Here is a 21,608-nt window from a genome sequence, read left to right on the forward strand (position 1 = left end):
CCTACAGGGCTTTCGTGGCTAAGGAAAAGCCGGTGTTCGAAGGGGATTGAGGATGGTGCTTTTCGTGGAGACGTTAGCAGGACAGCGCCCCCCTCTGTCCTGCCGGACATCTCCCCCTCAAGGGGGGAGATTGGCAGCTTTGGCGCCGGCTCCCATCTTGCAGCGCTGGCGATTGGCGGAAGCGGCGATGACAGCCGATCTCCCCCCTAGAGGGGGAGATGTCCGGCAGGACAGAGGGGGGCGCCGTAGAGCGCAAGGCCCGAATAGCGGAGGCAGACACAATGCCTGACCGTTCCTTCCTCTCCTGGCCATTCTTCGAAGACCGCCATCGCGCGCTGGCCGACCAACTGGAGGCGTGGTGCGCAAAAAACCTGCCGGTCGATCACCATGATGTCGATGCCGCCTGCCGCGAGCTGGTGGCGAACCTCGGCCGGGACGGCTGGCTGAGGCCGACGGCAATCGACACCGACAATCCGCGACCACTAGACGTGCGCACTCTGTGCATCACGCGCGAGACGCTCGCCCGCCATGACGGGCTGGCCGACTTTGCCTTCGCCATGCAAGGGCTCGGTACCGGCGCGCTCAGCCTGTTCGGCACGCCGCAACAGCAGCGATGGCTTTCGAAGACACGTGCCGGCAAGGCGATTTCCGCCTTCGCCCTGTCGGAGCCGCGCTCGGGATCGGATGTTGCCAACACCGAAATGACGGCGACCCGCGACGGCGACAGTTATGTGCTGTCCGGCGAAAAGACCTGGATCTCCAATGGCGGCATCGCCGATCTCTATGTCGTCTTTGCCCGCACCGGCGAGGCGCCGGGCGCCAAGGGGCTCTCCGCCTTCCTCGTGCCTGGCGACGCCAAGGGCCTTGGCATCGCCGAACGGCTGGAAGTGATTGCGCCGCATCCGCTGGCGCGGCTGTCGTTCGACCAAGTCCGCCTTCCCGCCTCGGCGCTGATCGGCAAACCGGGCGACGGGTTCCGCATCGCCATGTCGGTGCTCGACGTGTTCCGCTCGACTGTCGGAGCGGCAGCCCTCGGCTTTGCCCGCCGTGCGCTGGACGAGAGCATCAAAAGGGTGGCCGAACGCAAACTATTCGGCGCACCGATGGCCGAACTGCAAATGGTGCAGGGCCATATCGCCGACATGGCGCTCGACGTCGATGCGGCCGCCCTTTTGGTCTACCGCGCCGCATGGACCAAGGACATGGGTGCCGCGCGAGTGACGCGCGAAGCGGCCATGGCGAAACTATATGCGACGGACCACGCCCAAAGCGTCATCGACAGAGCAGTACAGCTGCATGGCGGCGACGGTGTCCGCAAGGGCCATATCGTCGAGAGCCTGTATCGCGAAATCCGCGCGCTGCGCATCTACGAGGGTGCCTCCGACGTGCAGAAAGTGGTGATTGCGCGGCAAGTGATGGGCGCGGCCTGACGGCGAGAAATTAACGAGCGATTTTCAGACTTGGTTTTCGGAATACCGGGGAGGTTTTGAATGCATACGATTCTGCAGCCGGAAGGCTGGGCAAAACCTGTCGGCTACGCCAATGGCGTCGCGGCACGCGGGCAGCTCATCTTCGTTGGCGGACAGGTCGGCTGGAACGGGCAATGCCAGTTCGAGACCGACGACTTCGTCGGCCAGGTCCGGCAGACACTTGCCAACATCGTGGCAGTGCTGGCGGAAGCCGGCGCCGGACCGCAGCACATCACCTCGATGACCTGGTATTTTACCGACAAGGCCGAGTACCTCGCCAGCCTCAAGGGTATTGGCGAGGTCTATCGCGAAGTGATCGGCCGGCATTTTCCGGCGATGGCCGCCATGCAGGTGATGGCGCTGGTCGAGGACCGTGCCAAGGTGGAAATCCAGGCTACCGCCGTCGTTCCGGAATAATCTATTGGCTGGCCTAGGAATAAATTATTCGCGTAATCCTGCCTGCCTCAAAATCGGTAGCACGTGATCGCAGAAATAGGGCAGTTCCTGCGTGTAATTGACGAAGGACAGCGCGATGCCCTGATAGCCGTGCCGGGCAATGGCGACCATGTCGGCGGCGATCGTTTCAGGGGTACCGATCAGCGGGTAAGTGCCCGCGCCGCCGGCGAAACGCTGCCGGTAGCGGTCATAGGCATGCGGGTCATGCGATTGCGAGAATTCCTTCTTGCCGGCCATATGGGCGTCGACCGCGTCGTGATCGGCCATATCAACCGCATAGCGCGTGTAATAGGCCCGCGCCTCTTCCATCGTCGCGCGGCAGACGACATGCGCCACGGTATAGACGCCGACATCGCGGCCTGCCTTGTCGGCCCGCTCGCTGATGTCGGCGACATGCTTGCCAGCATCGCTCATCTCGGAAAATGTCGTGAACAGATAATCGCATCTGGCTGCGGCGAAATCCCGCCCAGGCCCGCCGAAGGCGGCGTTCATGGTCACGGGTCGTGGAAGCTGCAGGCTGGCCGGCCGGCTGACGGCTTCCTTGAGGCGATAGTAGGTGCCCTCATAATCGAGCGGCTCGGCCGAGGCGTAAAGCTTTTCGAGGATCTGGATCCATTCGGCCGCCTGGTCATAACCCTTCTCGACCAGCGGCGTGCCGAACATTCCGAATTCCTTCGGGTTCCAGCCACAGACGATGTTCAAGCCTGCGCGGCCTTGGCTGATGTGGTCGACCGTCGCCAACGCCTTGGCGGCGTAGAGCGGATGCACGAGCGGCACATGCACGGTCATGAACAGCCCGATCTGTTCGGTGGCCATGGCAAGCGCCGCCGCCCAGGTGAAGGTCTCGAACGACCATTCCCGCACCTTGTTGCGGCCGCCGAAACCGCGCCAGCGCGCGATCGGCAGCATGAATTCCAGGCCGGCGCGGTCGGCGATCTGCGCCGCGGTCAGATTGTCCTGCCAGCTTGCCGTCCAGCGTTCCGGCACATCGGTTATGGCAAGCCCGCCATCCGCATTGGTCGAAAAGACGCCGAGCTTCAGCCTGTTCGGGCCGTGCAATGGATGTGGTTTGTGCATGTCGCGACCTCCCGTCGAAGATCGCACGCTACGGCTCCGCAAAAATATTTCAAGCATGAAATAGCTTCGCCTCGCGATGGCGAGGCTGGTGCGTCCGAAGGTTCTTTCTACGACGCGTAGCCGAACTGGCGCGACACGAGTACGGCCAAGGGCGTATCGGCCGGGCAACAATCCGGTCAAACTTTTTAAGCTTAAAACTTTCGCTTGAAAACCGCGGCACTTTGGATAAGCATTCCAAAATCGATGGCTATTGCCGTGCCGGAGGGGCTTGCTTGCCAGTCCATCGTGGTGGGAGGGGTTTCAGTCCTTGTCGTTCATGGTGCCCCAGTCTTCGTCCAGCGCGCGCTATGCCTTCGACGGTGTGCGCGCACAGATCCGCGACCTGCACACCGAGAACATCGCCACGGCCTTCCCGCGGATGTGCGTCTGCCGTGAGCGTGACCGGATAGCGACCGCGCTCGACCGCATGGTCGCTGCCATGAATTGACGCCCTGCCCGAAGCGGGGCGGCAAAAAACCGTGCGGGAGCAACCCGCCCGATCAACAATAGAGGGAACACAAATGAGCTTCACTCGTCGCAAATTGCTTCTTCTCGCCGCCGCCACCGGCATCGCCGCCGGCCCCGCCACCGCCTATGCCGCCGACGTACTCAATGTCGGCGCTTATCCGACCAATCCGCCCTTCGAATACAAGAACGAGAGCGGCACCTTCGAAGGCTTCGAAGTCGACATCGTCAATGAAGCCGCCAAGCGCATCGGCACGACCACCGACATCGCCGATCTCGGCTTCCAGGCGCTGTTCGCCGCCACCACGTCGAAGCGCATCGACGTCGCCATCTCCTCGATCACCATTACGGCGGAGCGGCTGAAGTCGCAGTCGTTCACCCAGCCCTATTATGATTCCGACATGGGCATCGCCACCAAGACCGACAGCCCGATCAAGGCCGAAGCCGACCTCAAGGGCAAGATCGTCGGTGTGCTGTCCGGCTCGACCGGAGAGACATGGGTCAAGGCGCATCAGGAAGCCGACGGCTTCAGCGACGTGAAGGGTTACGACACGCAGCAGAACCTGCTGCTCGACCTCAGCGCCGGTCGCGTCGATGCCGCCGTCAGCGACATTCCGGGCATGCAGTATTCCTTCACCAAGATGAAGGATCTGACCGTCAAGGAGCGCATCAAGACCGGCGAGCAGTACGGCCTGATGATGACCAAGGACCATCCGCTGCTCGGCAAGCTGAACGACGCGCTGACCGCGATGAAGAAGGACGGCACCCTGGCCGCGATCCACAAGAAGTGGTTCGGCAGCGACGCGCCCGCCGACTCTTCGACCGTGAAGGAAATGCCGCTGCCGAAGGCCTGAGCGGCAATGCATTGAAATCGTGCCGGCTGTCTAGGCCGGCACGATTCATTTCACGCTCTGGTGCCGGCTCCCGTCGCAGACCGCCTCGCCTTCGGTGAGGCCGATTGATTTTAACGCGAGCATTCTTTGCTCTGGGGTTCGGGAACGCTCCCATGTCGCTGCTCGACACCTTCTTCAACCCCGATGTCATCATGTCCAGTCTGCCGGCGCTGCTGCGCGGCTTCCTGAACACGCTGCTGCTCGGCATCTTGAGCATCGGCATCGGCATCCCTATCGGCCTTTTGATCAGCCTGCTGCGGCTCTATGCGCCGAAGCCGCTGCGGTGGCTTGCGGTCGGCTACACCGACATTTTCCGCGCCCTGCCGGTGCTGGTCGTGCTGATCCTGATCTACTATGCGCTGCCGTTCCTCGGCATCCGCCTATCGTCCTGGGCCTCGGCGGTGACGGCGTTCGCCATCATCATGTCGGCCTATTCGGCCGAGGTGTTCCGCTCCGGCATCGAAAGCATTCCGCATGGCCAGTTCGAGGCGGCGCAGGCGCTTGGCCTGCCGTTCCTGCTGACCCTGCGCAAGGTGGTGCTGCCGCAAGCTATCCGCGTCGTCATCCCGCCAATGACCAGCAACTGCGTCTCGATGTTCAAGGACACCTCGCTCGCCTCCACCGTGGCACTGCCTGAACTGCTCAAGGAAGCGACCAATGCGCAGTCGCTCTATGCCAACCCTTCGCCGCTGATCGGCGCGGCTCTTGTCTATCTCATCTTCCTCTGGCCGATGGTCCGCCTCGTCAGCCTGCTTGAGGACCGCTTCAAGACCGGAAAGACCCGCTGACCTCGCCAGCTGATTCCACCCCGCCCAAGTCCTTCGCAGGAGCCTACGCGTGAACAAGCACCAGACCGACAATGCCAACGCCATGACGTTCCCCGTCGACACCATCCGCGCCATGTTTCCAGCCTTGCAGCGGGCCGGCGACTTCGTCTTCATGGACAATGCGGCAGGCGCCCAGATCCCGCAGAGCGTGCTCGACGCTGTGACCAACCATCTGGTTTCGCACAACGTGCAACGCGGCGGCCGCTATGGCCGCAGCGTGACCGTCGACCAGTCGGTCGCGGACGCACGCGAGAGCGTGGCGCTGCTGATCAATGCCTACAACCCGGCTGAAATCTGCTTCGGCATGAATGCCACCTCGTTCATTCGCCTGGTCAGCCTCGGCATCGGCCAGATGCTCGGGGAGCGTGACGAGATCATCATCACCGACATGGATCACGACGCCAACATCGCCACATGGCTGGCGCTGGAATCGGCCGGTGCGAAATTCAAATGGTGGCGCATGCGCGAGGACGGCAATCTGCATGTCGACGACCTGCGTCCGCTGGTCTGCGACCGCACGCGTCTGGTCGCCTGCACGGTGACCGCGCATTCGATCGGCTCGATCGTCGATGTCGCTTCAGTGGCTGGGATCGCGCACGCCGCCGGCGCCGAAGTCTTCCTCGACTGCGTACATTACGGGCCGCACGGGTTGATCGACGTGCAGGCCTGGGACTGCGACTACCTCGTCTGCTCCGGCTACAAGAATTTCTCGCCGCATATGGGTTTCCTGTGGGGCCGCTTCGAAACGCTGAAGCGACTGCCGACCTTCCGCGAGGATTTCATCCCCGACGAGCCGCCCTACAAGGTCGAGGCCGGCACGTTCATCTACGAGAACGTCTCCGGCATGAATGCCGCCGTACAGTATCTCGAACTGATCGGCCGCAATCTGGCACCCTCCAACAACCGGTCGCGGCGCGACAACATCGTTGCCGGCATGGGCGCCATCCGCGACTATGAACTGGTGCTGGCACGCGAGATGCTCGCAGTGCTCAAGGACTGCGGCGCGACCATCTATGGCGTAGCCGACGAGGCGCGCATCAATGAGCGCGTGCCGACCTTCTGCTTCAATATCAGCAAACTGTCGCCGCAGCGGATCGTCGAGGAAATGGCCGAGATGCAGATCGGCATCCGCGACGGCCACATGTACGCGCCACGGCTGATGAGGCGCCTCAACCTGTCGATGGATAGCGGCGCCATCCGCGCTTCGCTGGTCCACTACAACACGGTTGAGGAAGTCCACCGCTTCGGCGAAGCGCTGCGCGCCATCATCGCCAAATTGTCGTAAGGCGGCGGCTACTCCAGCGTCGTCATCCCTGGGCGAAGCAAGGAGCGAGGTGTCCCGCAGACCTTAGCATGACGAAGAGGCGCTAAGCCGCCTTCTTCTTCGCCAGCCTTGCCTTGATCGAGGCGACGTCGGCGCGCGGGGTCGCGGCGAACAGGGTCCTGGTGTAGCTGTGCTTGGGGTCGGAAAAGACCTCGTCGCGCGAGCCGTATTCGACGGCTTCGCCGAAATACATCACCATCACGTCGTCGGCGATGTAACGCACGACGGACAAATCATGGCTGATGAAGACATAGGTCAGTTGGAACTCGTCCTGCAGGTCGGCGAGCAGGTTCAGCACCTGTGCCTGCACCGACAGATCGAGCGCCGAGACCGGCTCGTCCAGCACCAGCAGGCTTGGGTTCAGCATCAGCGCGCGGGCAATGGCGATGCGCTGGCGCTGGCCGCCCGAGAACATGTGCGGATAGCGGTTGTAGTGCTCGTGACCGAGGCCGACCTTCTTCAGCATCTTCATCGCCAGGTCGCGACGCTCGGCCGCCGGCTTGTCGGTGTTGATCAGCAGCGGCTCGCCCAGCACGTCGCCGATCTTCTGGCGCGGATTGAGCGATCCGTAGGGATTCTGGAAAACGATCTGCACCTTGCGGCGCATGTCCTTTGACAGGCCGTGTTTGGCGATATCGACCTTGTTGCCGTCGATGAACAGCTCGCCCGCTGTCGCCGGATCGATCAGCGTGATGATGCGGGCTAGTGTTGACTTGCCGCAGCCGCTTTCGCCGACGATGGCCAGCGTCTTGCCCTTGTCCACCGTGAAGGAGACGCCCTTGACGGCATGCACGGTGCGCGGTCCGGTGAACAGGCCGCCGCCGATGTGATAGTCGCGGACGATGTTCTTGCCTTCGAGAACGGTCGTGCTCATAACGCGGCTCCCGCAGCCGAAGGCGCTGGCTCGAACATCATGTCGGACACGGTCGGCAGCCGGTCGCCGACAGCGTTCTCCGGCAAGGCCGACAGCAGGGCCCGCGTATAATTGCTCTTCGGCGACTCGAACAGCGAAAGCACGTCGGCCTCTTCCATTTTGCGGCCCTTGTACTGGACGATGACGCGGTCGGCGGTTTCGGCCACCACGCCCATATTGTGGGTGATCATGATCAGGCCCATGCCGTATTTGGCCTGCAGCGAGACCAGCAGATCGAGGATCTGTTTCTGGATGGTGACGTCGAGCGCCGTGGTTGGCTCATCGGCGATCAGCAGTTTCGGGTTGCAGGCGATGGCGATGGCGATCATGACGCGCTGGCACTGGCCGCCCGACATCTGGTGCGGGAACGAGCTCAGTCGCTCCTCCGGGTCGGCGATGCCGACCAGCTTCATCAGTTCGATGGCACGCGCCCGGCGCTGGGCGCGATCCATGCCCATGTGGAAGCGCAGCACCTCCTCGATCTGGAAGCCGACCGTGAAGCATGGGTTGAGGCTGGCGATCGGCTCCTGGAAGATCATCGAAATGTCCTTGCCGACGATCTTGCGGCGTTCGGACGGACTGAGCTCCAAAAGATCGACGCCGTCGAAGGCCATGCGGTCGGCCTTGACCGTTGCCGTGTTGGGCAACAGGCCCATTACCGCCAGCATCGCCACCGACTTGCCGGAGCCGGACTCACCGACGATCGCCAGCACTTCGCGCGGCTCGATCGCGAGATCGATGCCTTGCACGGCCATGAACGGTCCGGCCGCCGTGTCGAAGGAAACAGTAAGGTTCTTGATCTCGAGCAGAGACATGCTCAGGACCTCTTCAGCTTGGGGTCGAGCGCGTCGCGCAGGCCGTCGCCGATCAGGTTGATGGCGAAGACGGTGATCAGGATGGCGAGGCCCGGGAAAGTCACCACCCACCAGGCGCGCAGGATGAACTCGCGCGCCTCGGCCAGCATGGTGCCCCACTCAGGCGTCGGCGGCTGCGCGCCCATGCCAAGGAAGCCGAGGGCGGCGGCCTCGAGAATGGCGTTGGAGAAGGACAGCGTCGCCTGCACGATCAACGGCGCGATGCAGTTGGGCAGGATGGTGACCAGCATCAGCCTGAGATGGCTGGCGCCGGCGACCTTGGCCGAGATGACGTATTCGCGATTCTTCTCGGCCATCACGGCGGCGCGGGTCAGCCGGGCGAAATGCGGCTGAAGCACAAAGGCGATGGCGATCATGGCGTTGACAAGGCCAGGCCCGAGCACCGCGACCAGCACCAGGGCCAAGAGCAGCGACGGGAAGGCCAGGATGATATCCATGATGCGCATGATCAGCGTGTCTACCCAGCCGCGGCAGTAGCCGGCGAGCAGGCCGAGGATAACGCCCGAGATCAGCGCTGACGTGACGACGACGAAGCCAATGGCGAGCGAAAAGCGCGAGCCGTAGATCAGCCGCGACAGCATATCGCGGCCGACGGCGTCGGTGCCGAGCAGGAACTGCGCGTTACCGCCCTCCTGCCAGGCCGGCGGCGTCAGGAAGAAGTCGCGGAACTGGTCGTCGGGCGAATGCGGCGCCAGCAGCGGCGCGAAGATGGCGATCAGGATCAGCAGCGCAAAGACGAAGAGCCCGATCACCGCGCCCTTGTTGACGGAGAAGTAGTGCCAAAACTCGCCGAGCATCTGCAGCCTGGCGTCTTGCGGCTTGACGACGGTCACGGCTTCAATGGTGGCTGGGCCTTCGTTGCTCATGTCAGTTGGCCCGGATACGTGGGTTGATGACGGCGTAGAGCACGTCGACGATGAGGTTCACCGACATGACGATCAGCGCGATCAAGAGCAAGCCGCCCTGTACGGTGAAATAGTCCCGCTTGGAAATAGCGTCGATCATCCATTTGCCAATGCCGGGCCAAGAGAAGATGCTCTCGGTCAGGATGGCGCCGGTCAAAAGCGTTCCGACCTGCAGGCCGATGGTGGTGACGACCGGGATCAGCGCGTTGCGAAAGGCATGCAAACCGATGACGCGGCGCGGCGCCAGGCCCTTGGCACGCGCGGTGCGCACATAGTCCTCGCCGAGCACTTCAAGCATCGCCGATCGCGTCTGCCTAGCGATGACCGCCAACGGGATGGTGCCGAGCACGACGGTTGGAAGGATGAGGTGCGACAGCGCCGAGCGGAAGGCGCCCTTCTGCCCCGAGATCAGGGAATCGATGGTCATGAAGCCGGTCACCGGCTTGAAGAAATAGAGAAGGTCGATGCGGCCGGAAACCGGCGTCCAGTGCAGCGTGCCGGAAAACACGATGATCAGCAGCAGACCCCACCAGAAGATCGGCATGGAATAGCCTGCCAGCGCCGTGCCCATGGTCAGCTGATCGAACCAGGAGCCGCGGCGGATCGCGGCGAAGATGCCGGCGGCGACGCCCAGGATAACGGCAAAGATCATGGCGAAGATGGCGAGCTCGACCGTTGCCGGGAAGCGCATCAGGAAATCCCTCAGCACCGGCGTCTTGGTCGAAAACGAGGTGCCGAAATCGCCGCTCAGGATGTTGGTCAAATAGGTCAGGTACTGTTGCCATATCGGCAGATCGAAGCCGAACTGGTGCATCAGCGCCGCGTGGCGTTCGGGCGACAGGCCGCGTTCGCCCGCAAGCACCAGCACCGGATCACCGGGCAGGATGCGCACGAAGCCAAAGGCGAGGATGGTTATCCCGATGAAGGTCGGGATGATGAGGGCGAGCTTGCCGAGGATATAACGCAGCATGGCGGGCGAGTGGGGGCGCCACCATGCGGTGACGCCCCCGTTTCGCGAACCTTATTCGGCGATATCGACGCCGTCGAAGCGATGGATGCCGAGCGGATCCATCGCAAAGCCGGTGACGGTCTTCTGCATCGGCATGAACACCTTGGAGTGAGCGAGTGTCGCCCAGGGCGCCTGTTCCTTGAAGATAACCTGCGCCTTCTCGTAGAGCTTGGTGCGCTCAGCCTGATCCGAAACGGTCTTGGCCTTGTTGATGAGCGCATCGAAGTCCTTGTTGCACCATTCCGCGCGGTTGTTCGAACCGACGGAAGCGCAGCTCAGGAGCACGCCGAGGAAGTTGTCCGGATCGCCATTGTCGCCGGTCCAGCCGACGATAACGGCGCCGTCGTGATCGACCGCGGAAGCGCGCTTGAGGTATTCACCCCAATCGTAGCTGACGATGTTGACGGTGACGCCGACCTTGGCGAAGTCCGACTGGATCAGTTCAGCGGTGCGGCGCGCGTTCGGCATGTAGGGGCGCGACACCGGCATGGCCCAGACGTTCATCTTGAGGTCCTTGACGCCGGCCTTTTTAAGCAGCTTCTTGGACGCTTCCGGATCGTACGGATCGTCCTTCACTTGCTTGTTGTACGACCACATGGTCGGCGGGATCGGATTGATCGCCACCTGGCCGGCGCCCTGGAAGACGGCGTCGATGATGGCCTTCTTGTTGATGGCCATGTTGAGCGCCTTGCGGACGCGCACGTCGTCGAACGGCTTCTGCTGGGTATTGTACATCAGCGCGCCGACATTGAGGCCTTCCTGCTCGTCGACCTTCAGGCTTGGTTCAGCCTTCAGGCCGGCGATATCGGCCGGTGCCGGGTATGACATGATGTTGCATTCGCCGGCCTTGAGCTTCTGCGCGCGCACTGCCGGATCGGTGGTGATGGCGAAGACCAGATCGTCGATCTTCTGCTTGCCTCCCCAATAGTCCGGGTTGGCCTTGTAGCGGATGGCTGCGTCGGTCTGGTAGTCGACGAAGATGAACGGGCCGGTGCCGATCGGCTTCTGGTTGAACAGTTCCGGGGTCTTGTCGGCCTGCAGCTTGTCGGCATATTCCTTGGAGACGACCGAGGCGAAGTCCATGCCCAGCGTCGGAATGAAGGTGATTGCCGGCTCCTTGAGGGTGAACTTTACCGTCAAGTCGTCAACCTTCTCGACCTTGGTGATGTTGTCGCCGAATTGGTCATTGTAATACTGGTAGGCAATGCCCGGGATGTATTGGAACCACGGGCCGTTCTTGTCGACCTGACGTTGGAAGGAGAACACCACGTCGTCGGCGTTGAAGTCGCGCGTCGGAGTGAAATAGTCGGTGGCGGCAAACTTGACGCCCTTGCGCAGCTTGAAGACGTATTCCTTGCCATCGTCGGAGATCGTCCAGCTTTCAGCCAGGCCCGGCGAGATCGTCGTCTTGCCGTGATCGAATTCGACAAGGCGGTTGAAGACGGTGCGCGAGGATGCGTCGAAGGTTTGGCCGGCGGTATACGGCGCCGGGTCGAAACCCTCCGGTGAAGCTTCCGCGCAATAGACCAGAGTTTTCGCGTTGGCCACGCCGCCCAGGACGCTTGCAGCCAGCAACGCGGCTGCAAAAGTCAGTTTCTTCTTCATTGAGCACTCCCTGATGTTCTTCCAAGCCCCTCTATCAGGCTCGCGAAGCGCGCATATAAGCACCGTTTTTCCGGCTTTGGAACACCCCGTTTGCTTACCCCGCGGGAAGCAGGAAAAAAATCCGCGATTTCGCTTAAACGCAGAAAAAATTAGCAGTTTTTTCCAATCACGAGATTGTTAACGACCGCATTTTTTTATTGATTGCCGATCTGACGATATTGATGCCGCGCGCACTTCCGAGCCGCCGGGTGTGCGGCAGGACAACGGTCGCGGCAGGAAGTATTTCTCGACGGCAAATCTTTCGCCGCCTTGCCGCAGGGGCAAGACTTGCACGGTCGTCAATGGAGGCAATACATAGGTGGTATAGCGGCGGCAGCGGAGGACGTCTCTGTCAATTCAGGGGCGAGCGCAGCGCGATCGAACAAGAATTGTCGAGGGAGGAACGGGTGGCAAAAGCATCGAGGAAGACGGCGCCGGCGAAGACGGAAGCCAAGGCGGCTCCAAAAGCAGCCGGCGGCATGTCCACGCCGAAAGTGCCCGCTGCCAAAGCCGCCGCGCCCAAGCCGAAGGCGCCCGTGCCGGCGAAGGCAAGCCCAAAGCCGGCAACCAAAGCCCCGATCAAGAAAGCCTCGACAAAGACTGTTGTCGGAAAGACGGTGCCCGCGGCAAAGTCGGCAGCTGCCAAGCCGGTGGCGAAGGCTGCGGCGGCCAAGGCCTCGCCGGCAGCGAAGCCTGCCGAGACTGCCGCCAGGCGATTGCCGAATGCACTGACGGCGCTGGCCGCCGGACTGCCGGAAAAGCCGTGGCTTAAGAGCTATCCGAAAAACGTGGCGGCCGAAATCGGCCCTCTGCCCTATAGTTCGATCGGCGATTTCCTGGTTGCCGCCTGCAAGCAATTTTCCGCGCAGCCCGCCTTCACCTGCATGGACAAGTCCATCAGCTACGCCGATGTCGAGCGGCTGTCGGCGGCCTTCGGCGCCTATCTACAATCGAAGGGTCTTCAGAAAGGCGCGCGCGTCGCGCTGATGATGCCGAACGTGCTGCAATATCCGGTGGCGATGATGGCCGTCTTGCGCGCCGGTTATGTCGTGGTGAACATCAACCCGCTCTACACGCCGCGCGAGCTCGAACATCAACTCAAGGACTCCGGTGCGCAAGCCATCGTCATCCTCGAGAACTTCGCCAACACCTTGCAGGCGGTGATCGCCAGGACGGCGGTCAAGCATGTCGTGGTTGCCGCGATGGGCGACATGCTCGGGGGACTGAAGGGTAGCATCGTCAATTTCGTCGTGCGCCGGGTGAAGAAGATGGTGCCGGCCTGGTCACTGCCCGGTCACGTCAAGTTCAATGTGGCCTTGAAGGCCGGCGCCGGCGCGACCTTCAAGCCGGCCAAGGTGACGGCCGATGATGTTGCCTTCCTGCAATATACGGGGGGCACCACGGGTGTCTCGAAGGGAGCCACGCTGCTGCACAGCAACGTGCTCGCCAATGTCGCGCAGAACGCGCAATGGATGGAGGACGCCTATACGCTCAAGCCGAAACCGGCGCACCCCAACTTCATCTGCGCGCTGCCGCTCTATCATATCTTCGCGCTGACGGTTAACGCGCTGATGGGCATGCAGCAAGGCGCTCGCAATGTGCTCATTCCCAACCCGCGCGACATTCCTGGCTTCGTCAAAGAGCTGCAGAAATACCCGGTGCACATCTTTCCGGGCCTCAACACGCTGTTCAACGCGCTGCTCAACAATGAGGATTTCCGCAAGCTCGACTTCAAGCCGCTGATCCTGACGCTGGGCGGCGGCATGGCGGTGCAGAAGGGCGTCGCCGAACGCTGGAAGGCGCTGACCGGTTGTTCGGTCACCGAAGGCTACGGCCTCTCGGAAACCTCGCCGGTGGCCACGGCCAACAAGTTCACCGCCGGCGACTTTACCGGCACGATCGGCCTGCCGCTGCCCTCGACCGAGATCGCCATCCGCGACGACGACGGCAACAACCTGCCGCTCGGCGAGGTCGGCGAAATCTGCATCAGGGGGCCGCAAGTGATGGCGGGCTACTGGAACCGACCGGATGAGACCGCCAAGGTGATGACCAAGGACGGTTATTTCAAATCCGGCGACATGGGCTTCATGGACGAGCGCGGCTACACCAAGATCGTCGACCGCAAGAAGGACATGATCCTGGTCTCGGGCTTCAACGTCTATCCGAACGAACTCGAGGAAGTCGTGGCGATGCATCCGGGCGTGCTCGAGGTGGCGGCGATCGGCGTGCCGGACGAGCATTCCGGCGAGGTGCCGAAACTGTTCGTGGTCAGAAAGGATCCCGCTCTCACCGCAGAGGCGCTCACCGCCTTTTGCCGCGAGAACCTGACCGGCTATAAGCGGCCCAGATACATCGAGTTCAGGACCGAACTGCCGAAGACGCCGGTCGGCAAGATCCTGCGCCGGGCGTTGCGGGAATAGACGCGATTTGAAGGATGGCCCTGGCAATGGCGGGTTCGCGGACGATGGCCGACGTCCCGACGCGGCCACGTTCATCAAAGCGAATATGCGCCTTGTGCCTGTTCCGGCACTTCCCCAAATCCTGCTCTACACGGCCCATCCTGCAAGCGGTCTCAGGCGGCTGATCGAGTGGTGTGACCATGGCGTCGAGCCGGAAGACAGCATCGAGGCCGACGAGAACGGGACCGAAGCGCAGCCGCCCTACTGGGCCTATGCCTGGGCCGGCGGCGCGGTGCTTGCCCGCTTCATATTCGACCGACCGCAGACGGTAGCCGGGCAGCGCGTGCTCGACCTCGGCGCCGGTTCAGGCCTCGTCGGCATCGCCGCCGCCAAGGCTGGCGCCCGCGCGGTGCTTGCGGCCGAGATAGACCGTAACGGCGTTGCAGCGATCGGCCTCAATGCCGCCGCCAACGGCGTCACGATCACCGTTGTCGACAAGGATATCACCACTGGCCCGCCACCGGCCGTCGACCTTGTGCTCGCAGGCGATGTTTTTTACGGCCATGAGGTTGCCTTACGCGTTACCCCATTCCTCGACCGCTGCCTGGCCGCCGGCATCGAGGTTCTGGTCGGCGATCCCCGTCGCACCGATCTGCCGCTGTCACGGCTGAGATTGCTCGCCGAGTACCGGGTGCCGGATTTCGGCGACGCGAAGGGTGTCGCGACGAAACCGAGCGGTGTGTTTTCCTTTGAAGCGGATGACCGCTGTCGCTGAGATCAAAACCCAGTCACTCGGAATGTACCGAGTTCGACCGCCAACGCAGATGATCATCCAATCAAAGGCACGTTCAGATAGCAGTCGTGACGGCCGCTAACATCTAAGCTCAGCGTCCCCTAATTCGCCAATGTACTTTTCGCCATACAGATGTATCCGCTCAAGTCGCTCGAAGCAGCTCTCCGCGAATAGAGCGCCCCGTCGCTAACGTCGCCTACGTCACGGTCGTCCTCACGCGCCATGCCAAGTCTAACAGATGCGGTTGCGCCGACGATCTTCTTGCCACGGGCCTCTATCGCACCACCGCTGATCTGCTGGCGTAGGCGCTCTCCCCCAAAAGGAGGTTTTCCGCGACGGCCCGCGGCAACCGGAGAAGGGAACCTGTGCTCTCAAACCAGCATCGACTGCTGGGAGAAGATGCCCGCCATCGCGCCGTGCGATGATGCCGTGGTGACCGAGGCCATGAGGGGGTTGGCGAGGTCGCCGGCGGCGTAGATGCCGGGCATGCTGGTTTCGCGGCGCTCGTCGACCTTGAGGGCAATGCCGAGGGGCGAATCGACCGTGGCGAGGCCCAGTGATTCATGCAGGCTTGCGGACGGCTTGTTGCGCGGATGCGCGAACAGGATGTCGACTGCGACATTGGGGCCGGTATCGAGCTCGACGGTGGCGTGATGGCCCCCGTGATGGGCGATTCCGGTGATCCGGCCATCGACGACAGGTATATTGCGGTGCCCCAGATCGGCCCGAATATCGGGCGGAATGTCGTGACCATCGGCGAAGAGCGTCAACGTGTCGGTCCAGTCGTGGTACAGCCTGACATAATTGTGCGACTGCCGGCCGGACCAGACGAGGCCCCAATGCTGGCCGGCGACTTCAAAGCCGTCGCAATAGGGACAGGGCACGATGGACGTGCCCCAGCCTTCGGCAAAGCCCGGAACATCAGGCATCTGGTCGACGACGCCATAGCTCAGGATCAGCCGGCGCGCCGCAAGGCTTTCGCCGTCGCCAGTGAGCACGGAGAAATCGTCGATGGCGCCAGAGATGCTGTCGGCCCGGGCATTGACCAGCCTGATCGTGGGATAGCGCGCCAGTTGCTGCCGCGCCTCGGCCAGGATGTCCAGCGGTGGCTTGTGGTCGTGGCCGAGCAGGCCATGCGAGTGGCCGGCAAAGCGGTTGCGCGGCAGGCCGGTATCGAGAACGGTGACCTTGCGGCGGGCACGGCCGAGCTGCAGGGCGTCGGCGAGACCGGCAAAGCTGCCGCCGATGATGATGACGTCATCCATGATGGGCTCCGTGTTGTGGATGGAGGGGGTTGGGCTGGGCCGGGCGCGAAATATCGTCCACCGATACGCGCTCGAGACGGTCAGCGAGCAGGGCTTCGGCATCGACGAGAATGTCGCCCATCACTGTGTTGACCGGCCGGACAATGCCGCATTCGATATCGCCGGGCGGCCCGGGGAAACTTGATTTGGAGGACAAGTTGAAACCGACCCGTTGGCTTGCACATTTCAGATACTACGTGGTATCGTAATGCACGAATTAGGATACTGTCAAGGACTGGAATTGTCGTGACCGTAAACAGCCAGGGCCGGCGCGGCCGGCCGGCCAACGAGGCGCTTGGCCAAACGATAGTCGACGCCGCGTGCGAACTCTTTGAGGAACTGGGTTTTCATGCGACGACATTGGAAAAGGTCGCCCAGCGAGCGAAGATATCCAAGCTCAGCATCTATCGGCACTTCGAGAACAAGGAGGCGCTGTTCAGCGCGGCCATCGCGACCCGCTGCCGTCAGTTTGCACCACAGGCCCTTGTTGAAGGCGTCGACGGTTCGGCCGAAGATCAGCTCATGGCGGTGGGATCATCGCTGCTTCGCACGCTGTTGAGCCCGGACGTCCGCAGTGTCGAAGCCATGATCATGGCCGACAAGACGAATCAAAATTCGTTAAGCAAGGTCCATTACGAAGCCGGCCCCGCCCATGTCATCGCCCAAATCGAGGCCCTGTTGCGCCGGTTGCACGCGAAGGCGGTTCTGAACGTGCCCGATCCTCTCCGGTCCGCCCGCTTGTTTGCCGCGCTTTTCAAAGGATCCGATCTCCTGATTATCGCACGCTTCGATCAGGCGAGAGCAGAGGACGACAACGAAATCGAATCCTATTGCCGGTCGGCCGTCGCCATGTTCATCGCCGCGCACGGCGGCAAAGGCCACGCAGGATACTAATCCCGCACATCTTATGTCGCGGGGTGAAGTGAAGAACGGCAGCTAACCGTCGGTTTCGACTACCTGCAGACGTTCGGCTCACCACCCCATCTCAGCCGTTGGCGGGAAAGTCCCAATTCGATTTGCCAAGCCTAGCCCGGTCAGATCGTCTCCTTGACCCGTGCCGAGAGGAAGTCGGGCAGATCGGCAACCGAATCAAGAACAATGTCGGCGATCCCGGCCAGCGATTCGCGGGTGCCGGTGCCGGAGAGCACGCCGACCGCCAGTCCGCAGCCGCCGGCCCGCGCCATTTCGAGATCATGGCGGTTGTCGCCGACCATGGCGATCTCCGCCGGCTTCAGCCCGGTGAGATCGCTGAAGGCCAGGATGGTGTCGGGCGCCGGTTTCGGATTGGCGACCGCGTCGTAGCCATAGGCAGCGTCGAACAGCTGGGCGACGCCGAGCGTGACCAGCGTCTTTTCCGCGCCGCTGGTCGAATCGTTGGTGGCGACGCCAAGCCGGTAGGACTTCCTGTGCAAGGCCGTCAGCGTGTCGACGATGCCCGGCAACGCCACCGCCATTGCCGAGCCCTGCACCGAGGTGATCTCGTTGAAGCGGGCAACCGCAAGCATCTGGTCCTCGTTGGACAGGCGTGGGAACCACAATTCGACGACGTCGAGATTGGTTCCGGAGGCAAAGATCGAGTCCGGCTTGAAGCGCTTGTTGGTGAAATCGAAGCCAGCGGCCGCCAGCAGCCTGTCGGCTTTCCAGCGATCGCCTTCCGACGCATCCATGGCCATGAAGTCGGCAACGCCAAGCCAGGTCGCGTTGAAGTCGACAAGCGTTCCATCCTTGTCGAACAATATACCCTTGATGTCTGCCAAGCTTTTCACTCCGATCCACGCAAATGGTGGATGTATCCTACGAGACCAGCGGTCGATGCATCCCGCTTGGCGGCACTTTCCTTGCCCTCCACGACAGGCAAAAGGCCGGTGGCCAGTTCCTTGCCGAGTTCGACGCCCCACTGGTCGAAGGAGTTGATGTTGAACAGCGTGCCCTCGACGAAGACGCGGTGCTCGTAGAGCGCGATCAGCCGGCCGAAGGTGCGCGGATCGAGTTTGCGGTAGAGGATGGTCACGGAGGGCCGGTTGCCGGAGAAGACGCGGTGCGGGGCAATTTTGTCGACCTCGGCCGGCTTCATGCCCTTGGCCAGCATCTGGGCGCGGGCCTCCTCAAGCGTCCGGCCCTTCATCAGCGCCTCCGACTGCGCCAGGCAGTTGGCGAGCAGCAGATCGTGCTGGTGCTTGAGCTCGGGCTCGTGGCCGACGGCCGCGGCGAGGAACTCGACCGGGATGAAATCGGTGCCCTGGTGCAGCAGCTGGAAGAAGGCGTGCTGGCCGTTGGTGCCGGGCTCGCCCCAGACCAATGGTCCGGTCGGCGTCGTTACGTCGGTGCCTTCGAGGGTGACGCTCTTGCCGTTCGATTCCATATCGAGCTGCTGCAGATAGGCCGGCAGCCTGGACAGGCGCTGGTCATAGGGGATGACGGCGCGCGCCGGATACCCGCAGATCACGCGATGCCACCAGCCGACCAGTCCCAGCAACGCCGGCAGGTTCTCCTTTACCGGCACGGTGCGGAAATGCTCGTCCATCTCGTGCGCGCCATCGAGGAACGCGCGGAAATTCCGCGGGCCGACAGCGATCATCACCGGCAGGCCGATCGCGCCCCAGAGCGAATAGCGGCCACCGACCCAGTCCCAGAAGCCGAAGACGCGATCCGGCCCGATGCCGAACTTGGCCACAAGGTCGAGCGCGGTCGAGACGGCGGCGAAATGCTTGCCGACCGCTTCCTTGCCGAGCGCTTCCTGCACCCATTTGCGCGCCGTCTGCGCATTCGTCATCGTCTCGACGGTGGTGAAGGTCTTGGAGGCGATAATGAACAGCGTGGTTTCGGCCGACAGGCCCTTCAGCGTGTCATGGATATGGGCGCCGTCGATGTTGGAGACGTAATGCGCGCGCGGCCCGTCATGATAGGGCGCCAGTGCCAGGGTCGCCATGGCCGGACCGAGATCGGAACCACCGATGCCGATGTTGACGATGTCGGTGATCTTCTTGCCCGTGGCGCCGGCCGCCTTGCCCGACCGCACGGCGTCGGCGAAGGCGCCCATCGCGTCGAGCACGGCTATGACGTCCGCCTTGACGTCCTGGCCATCGACGGTGACGCCCTTGCCGGTCAGGTTGCGCAACGCCGTATGCAGCACGGCGCGATCCTCAGTGAGGTTGATCTTCTTGCCGGCGAACATGGCGGTGCGACGACCTTCGAGATCGGCCGCCTTGGCGAGCCGTTCCAGCAAGTCCATGGTGAGCTCGTCGACGGCGCATTTCGACCAGTCGAGCAGAAGGTCGCCGTCGTTGGCGGAGAACGTCTCGAAACGCTTGGGATCAGTGGCGAAGGCCTGGCGCATGCTGGCGGGCGCCGCCGCGCGATGATCGCGCAAGGCGGCAAGCTGTTTTTGGAAGGACGATTGATCCACTGCCGAACTCCGAAACCTCGAGCCATCATTACGAACCGGATGTTTCCGGCGCGTGTCGTCGCGACAATCTATCGAACCTAATTCGAGCCATTTCAATGCGCAGCGATGACGCACGAGGTCATCGCCGGGATGAGGCGCCGCGTCACCCCGCGATGCCGCAGCGCAGCATCAAAATGGCGTGAAGGATCACTGGCATAAATCCCAACGATCAGAAAAATTCATTGGCGCAACCCCTTGTGCCACGGTTACGTTCGGCTGGTCCAGCCAAGCGAAAACGGCTGGCCATCGAGGAACACCTCCCATGCCACAGCGTAACGACACGGCCATATGGTCCGGCCTGTTCCGGATTTCGGCGGAATCGGGCCAGACCCTGCAGGCGCAGATCCGCCAAGCCATCGTGGCCGCCATTCTCGACCGCCAGATTGCCGCATCGATGCCGCTTCCTTCCTGCCGGATCCTGGCCGAAAAACTCGGCGTTGCGCGCGGAACCGTCGTGCTGGCGTTCCAGCAGCTCGTCGACCAGGGCTTCCTGGTGGCACGCGAGCGGCGCGGCCATTTCGTCAATCCCGATGTGCTGGCAACGCCTGCCAAGCCGCACCAGAAGGCGCCTGACCAGGCCAACGAAATCGACTGGAAGGCACGCCGCAAGATCGCCGCCAGCGACATGCCGCCGCCGGCCAAGCACGAGAACTGGATCAAGTCGTCCTACCCCTTCGTCTACGGCCAGTTCGACCCGGCGCTGTTCCCGACCGCCGAGTGGCGCGAGTGCAACCGCATGGCGCTTGCCGTGCTCGAAATCCGCAACTGGGCGTCCGACATGGTCGACCGCGACGATCCGCTGCTGATCGAGCAGATCCAGGCGCGCCTGCTGCCCAGGCGCGGCATCTTCGCCAATCCTGACGAGATCATCGTCACGCTGGGCGCCCAGAACGCGCTCTACATGCTGGCGACGCTGCTGATGTCCAAGGGCTCCAAGGTGGCGATGGAGGATCCCGGCTACCCCGATGCCCGCTCGATCTTCCGCCTTGCGGGCGCCGACATACAGCCGGTGCCGGTCGACCAGTCCGGCATCGTAACCGGTTCTATTCCCAATGATTCCGGGTTCGTCTTCGTAACGCCCAGCCACCATTGCCCGACGATGGTGCCGCTTTCGGCGGAACGGCGGCAGGATCTTCTGGCGCGAGCCAACCGCTACAACCAGATCATCATCGAGGACGGCTATGACAGCCAGCTTCTCGACGAGGCACCGCAGCAGGCGCTAAAGAGCCTCGATCGTTCCGGCCGCGTCGTCTATGTCGGCTCGATGTCGAAGACGCTGGCTCCCGGCCTGCGGCTTGGCTACATCGTGGCGTCTGCCGGACTGATCTCCGAGCTCAGGGCACTGCGCCGCTTCATGCTGCGTCATCCGCCGGCCAACAATCAGCGCGCCGTAGCACTCTTCCTGTCGCTCGGCCATCATGAGGCGCTGGTACGACGGCTGTCGTCGGCCTTCGACGAGCGGCGCAAGCGGCTGGTCCATGCGATTTCCGCCTTCCTGCCGGAGTGGCGCTCGACCGATTCGGCCGGCGGCACGTCGCTGTGGCTCGAGGGACCGCGCGGCACCGATTCACGCGGGCTGGCCGAGGCAGCAGCCTCGCGCAGCGTCATCATCGAGCCGGGCGACCGTTTCTTCGATCGGACCGAGAAGCCTTCGCGTTTCATGCGACTGGGCATCTCGTCGATCGCGCTGCAGCACATCGAGCCAGGCATCCGCGAACTCGCCACCGCCGCCGGACGCAGGCCGGCGGCCGCCTGATCCATCGCCCACCCC

20 protein-coding genes are annotated in these 21,608 nt (G+C 62.8%); 11 read left to right on the top strand and 9 right to left on the bottom strand.

Going from position 1 to position 21,608, the window contains the following annotated elements:
• The first annotated feature begins 281 nt into the window (after positions 1-281).
• Positions 282-1,430 carry an acyl-CoA dehydrogenase family protein gene (locus NKJ01_RS29655; protein ID WP_352733576.1) on the top strand — a complete coding sequence of 383 codons (1,149 nt, stop codon included), beginning with the start codon at positions 282-284 and terminating at the stop codon, positions 1,428-1,430.
• 60 nt (positions 1,431-1,490) lie between these two features.
• Positions 1,491-1,886 (top strand): RidA family protein, encoded by a 396-nt coding sequence (locus tag NKJ01_RS29660; RefSeq protein ID WP_352733579.1) that lies wholly within the window; start codon positions 1,491-1,493, stop codon positions 1,884-1,886.
• Between the two features lie 24 nt (positions 1,887-1,910).
• On the opposite strand, the gene NKJ01_RS29665 is transcribed toward NKJ01_RS29660, so the two are convergent.
• Positions 1,911-3,002, bottom strand: coding sequence for an LLM class flavin-dependent oxidoreductase (locus tag NKJ01_RS29665; protein ID WP_352733582.1), 1,092 nt, complete (start codon positions 3,000-3,002; stop codon positions 1,911-1,913).
• Between the two features lie 307 nt (positions 3,003-3,309).
• Between NKJ01_RS29665 and NKJ01_RS29670 the strand changes: the two genes are divergently transcribed.
• The 4 genes from NKJ01_RS29670 (at position 3,310) to NKJ01_RS29685 (ending at position 6,511) form a co-directional block, all read left to right on the top strand.
• Complete coding sequence (locus NKJ01_RS29670; protein WP_352733585.1) at positions 3,310-3,489, top strand: hypothetical protein; 180 nt, start codon at positions 3,310-3,312, stop codon at positions 3,487-3,489.
• Positions 3,490-3,562: 73 nt separating this feature from the next.
• Positions 3,563-4,360, top strand: coding sequence for an ABC transporter substrate-binding protein (locus tag NKJ01_RS29675; RefSeq protein WP_352733588.1), 798 nt, complete (start codon positions 3,563-3,565; stop codon positions 4,358-4,360).
• Positions 4,361-4,512: 152 nt separating this feature from the next.
• Entirely contained in the window at positions 4,513-5,187 is a 675-nt protein-coding gene (locus NKJ01_RS29680; protein WP_023758197.1) for an amino acid ABC transporter permease, read from the top strand.
• Positions 5,188-5,236: 49 nt separating this feature from the next.
• Entirely contained in the window at positions 5,237-6,511 is a 1,275-nt protein-coding gene (locus NKJ01_RS29685) for a cysteine desulfurase-like protein (protein WP_352733591.1), read from the top strand.
• Between the two features lie 82 nt (positions 6,512-6,593).
• On the opposite strand, the gene NKJ01_RS29690 is transcribed toward NKJ01_RS29685, so the two are convergent.
• From NKJ01_RS29690 to NKJ01_RS29710, 5 genes are all read right to left on the bottom strand, one after another.
• Positions 6,594-7,424, bottom strand: a complete 831-nt coding sequence (locus tag NKJ01_RS29690) for a dipeptide ABC transporter ATP-binding protein (RefSeq protein ID WP_023758199.1) — start codon at positions 7,422-7,424, stop codon at positions 6,594-6,596.
• Positions 7,421-8,278, bottom strand: coding sequence for an ABC transporter ATP-binding protein (locus NKJ01_RS29695; RefSeq protein WP_023758200.1), 858 nt, complete (start codon positions 8,276-8,278; stop codon positions 7,421-7,423). The genes NKJ01_RS29690 and NKJ01_RS29695 overlap by 4 nt, the downstream gene beginning before the upstream one ends.
• Positions 8,279-8,280: 2 nt before the next feature.
• The gene (locus NKJ01_RS29700; RefSeq protein WP_198032195.1) at positions 8,281-9,135 is read right to left on the bottom strand and encodes an ABC transporter permease subunit; all 855 of its coding nucleotides are present in this window, start codon (positions 9,133-9,135) and stop codon (positions 8,281-8,283) included.
• A gap of 70 nt (positions 9,136-9,205) precedes the next feature.
• Positions 9,206-10,213 (bottom strand): ABC transporter permease subunit, encoded by a 1,008-nt coding sequence (locus NKJ01_RS29705; RefSeq protein ID WP_023758202.1) that lies wholly within the window; start codon positions 10,211-10,213, stop codon positions 9,206-9,208.
• 51 nt (positions 10,214-10,264) lie between these two features.
• Positions 10,265-11,857: an ABC transporter substrate-binding protein gene (locus NKJ01_RS29710; protein WP_352604051.1), complete on the bottom strand. Its 1,593-nt coding sequence runs from the start codon at positions 11,855-11,857 to the stop codon at positions 10,265-10,267.
• Positions 11,858-12,303: 446 nt separating this feature from the next.
• Between NKJ01_RS29710 and NKJ01_RS29715 the strand changes: the two genes are divergently transcribed.
• Positions 12,304-14,316 (top strand): long-chain fatty acid--CoA ligase, encoded by a 2,013-nt coding sequence (locus tag NKJ01_RS29715; protein WP_352733595.1) that lies wholly within the window; start codon positions 12,304-12,306, stop codon positions 14,314-14,316.
• A gap of 7 nt (positions 14,317-14,323) precedes the next feature.
• On the top strand, positions 14,324-15,070 hold the full coding sequence (locus NKJ01_RS29720) for a class I SAM-dependent methyltransferase (RefSeq protein ID WP_502898126.1): 747 nt from the start codon (positions 14,324-14,326) through the stop codon (positions 15,068-15,070).
• 389 nt (positions 15,071-15,459) lie between these two features.
• Here NKJ01_RS29720 and NKJ01_RS29725 read toward each other — a convergent pair whose 3' ends face one another.
• Positions 15,460-16,353: an NAD(P)/FAD-dependent oxidoreductase gene (locus NKJ01_RS29725; protein ID WP_352733598.1), complete on the bottom strand. Its 894-nt coding sequence runs from the start codon at positions 16,351-16,353 to the stop codon at positions 15,460-15,462.
• Here NKJ01_RS29725 and NKJ01_RS29730 point away from each other — a divergent pair.
• Positions 16,352-16,537 (top strand): hypothetical protein, encoded by a 186-nt coding sequence (locus NKJ01_RS29730; RefSeq protein ID WP_032907120.1) that lies wholly within the window; start codon positions 16,352-16,354, stop codon positions 16,535-16,537. The genes NKJ01_RS29725 and NKJ01_RS29730 overlap by 2 nt on opposite strands.
• A gap of 101 nt (positions 16,538-16,638) precedes the next feature.
• A complete protein-coding gene (locus NKJ01_RS29735) occupies positions 16,639-17,286 on the top strand; it encodes a TetR/AcrR family transcriptional regulator (RefSeq protein WP_352733600.1) in 648 nt (215 codons plus the stop codon).
• Positions 17,287-17,426: 140 nt separating this feature from the next.
• Here the strand turns inward: NKJ01_RS29735 and NKJ01_RS29740 are convergent, their stop codons facing one another.
• Both NKJ01_RS29740 and pgi read right to left on the bottom strand, forming a co-directional pair.
• Positions 17,427-18,149 carry an HAD family hydrolase gene (locus NKJ01_RS29740; protein ID WP_352733603.1) on the bottom strand — a complete coding sequence of 241 codons (723 nt, stop codon included), beginning with the start codon at positions 18,147-18,149 and terminating at the stop codon, positions 17,427-17,429.
• 5 nt (positions 18,150-18,154) lie between these two features.
• The gene (pgi, locus tag NKJ01_RS29745; RefSeq protein WP_352733606.1) at positions 18,155-19,798 is read right to left on the bottom strand and encodes a glucose-6-phosphate isomerase; all 1,644 of its coding nucleotides are present in this window, start codon (positions 19,796-19,798) and stop codon (positions 18,155-18,157) included.
• Positions 19,799-20,099: 301 nt separating this feature from the next.
• Here pgi and pdxR point away from each other — a divergent pair, with 301 nt between their 5' ends.
• Positions 20,100-21,593 (top strand): MocR-like pyridoxine biosynthesis transcription factor PdxR, encoded by a 1,494-nt coding sequence (pdxR, locus tag NKJ01_RS29750; protein ID WP_352733609.1) that lies wholly within the window; start codon positions 20,100-20,102, stop codon positions 21,591-21,593.
• The last annotated feature ends 15 nt before the right edge of the window (positions 21,594-21,608 follow it).

The sequence above is a fragment of the Mesorhizobium sp. M0276 genome (assembly GCF_040321755.1).
In the GTDB taxonomy this organism is placed as follows: Bacteria; Pseudomonadota; Alphaproteobacteria; order Rhizobiales; family Rhizobiaceae; genus Mesorhizobium.

What these genes read in the sequence shown, in the direction of transcription:
- NKJ01_RS29655 (WP_352733576.1), top strand. Translation starts at nt 282, where the DNA reads ATGCCTGACCGTTCCTTCCTCTCCTGGCCATTCTTCGAAGACCGCCAT.
- NKJ01_RS29660 (WP_352733579.1), top strand. Translation starts at nt 1,491, where the DNA reads ATGCATACGATTCTGCAGCCGGAAGGCTGGGCAAAACCTGTCGGCTAC.
- NKJ01_RS29665 (WP_352733582.1), bottom strand. Translation starts at nt 3,002, where the DNA reads ATGCACAAACCACATCCATTGCACGGCCCGAACAGGCTGAAGCTCGGC.
- NKJ01_RS29675 (WP_352733588.1), top strand. Translation starts at nt 3,563, where the DNA reads ATGAGCTTCACTCGTCGCAAATTGCTTCTTCTCGCCGCCGCCACCGGC.
- NKJ01_RS29680 (WP_023758197.1), top strand. Translation starts at nt 4,513, where the DNA reads ATGTCGCTGCTCGACACCTTCTTCAACCCCGATGTCATCATGTCCAGT.
- NKJ01_RS29690 (WP_023758199.1), bottom strand. Translation starts at nt 7,424, where the DNA reads ATGAGCACGACCGTTCTCGAAGGCAAGAACATCGTCCGCGACTATCAC.
- NKJ01_RS29695 (WP_023758200.1), bottom strand. Translation starts at nt 8,278, where the DNA reads ATGTCTCTGCTCGAGATCAAGAACCTTACTGTTTCCTTCGACACGGCG.
- NKJ01_RS29700 (WP_198032195.1), bottom strand. Translation starts at nt 9,135, where the DNA reads ATGCTCGGCGAGTTTTGGCACTACTTCTCCGTCAACAAGGGCGCGGTG.
- NKJ01_RS29705 (WP_023758202.1), bottom strand. Translation starts at nt 10,213, where the DNA reads ATGCTGCGTTATATCCTCGGCAAGCTCGCCCTCATCATCCCGACCTTC.
- NKJ01_RS29710 (WP_352604051.1), bottom strand. Translation starts at nt 11,857, where the DNA reads ATGAAGAAGAAACTGACTTTTGCAGCCGCGTTGCTGGCTGCAAGCGTC.
- NKJ01_RS29730 (WP_032907120.1), top strand. Translation starts at nt 16,352, where the DNA reads ATGATGGGCTCCGTGTTGTGGATGGAGGGGGTTGGGCTGGGCCGGGCG.
- NKJ01_RS29725 (WP_352733598.1), bottom strand. Translation starts at nt 16,353, where the DNA reads ATGGATGACGTCATCATCATCGGCGGCAGCTTTGCCGGTCTCGCCGAC.
- pdxR (WP_352733609.1), top strand. Translation starts at nt 20,100, where the DNA reads ATGCCACAGCGTAACGACACGGCCATATGGTCCGGCCTGTTCCGGATT.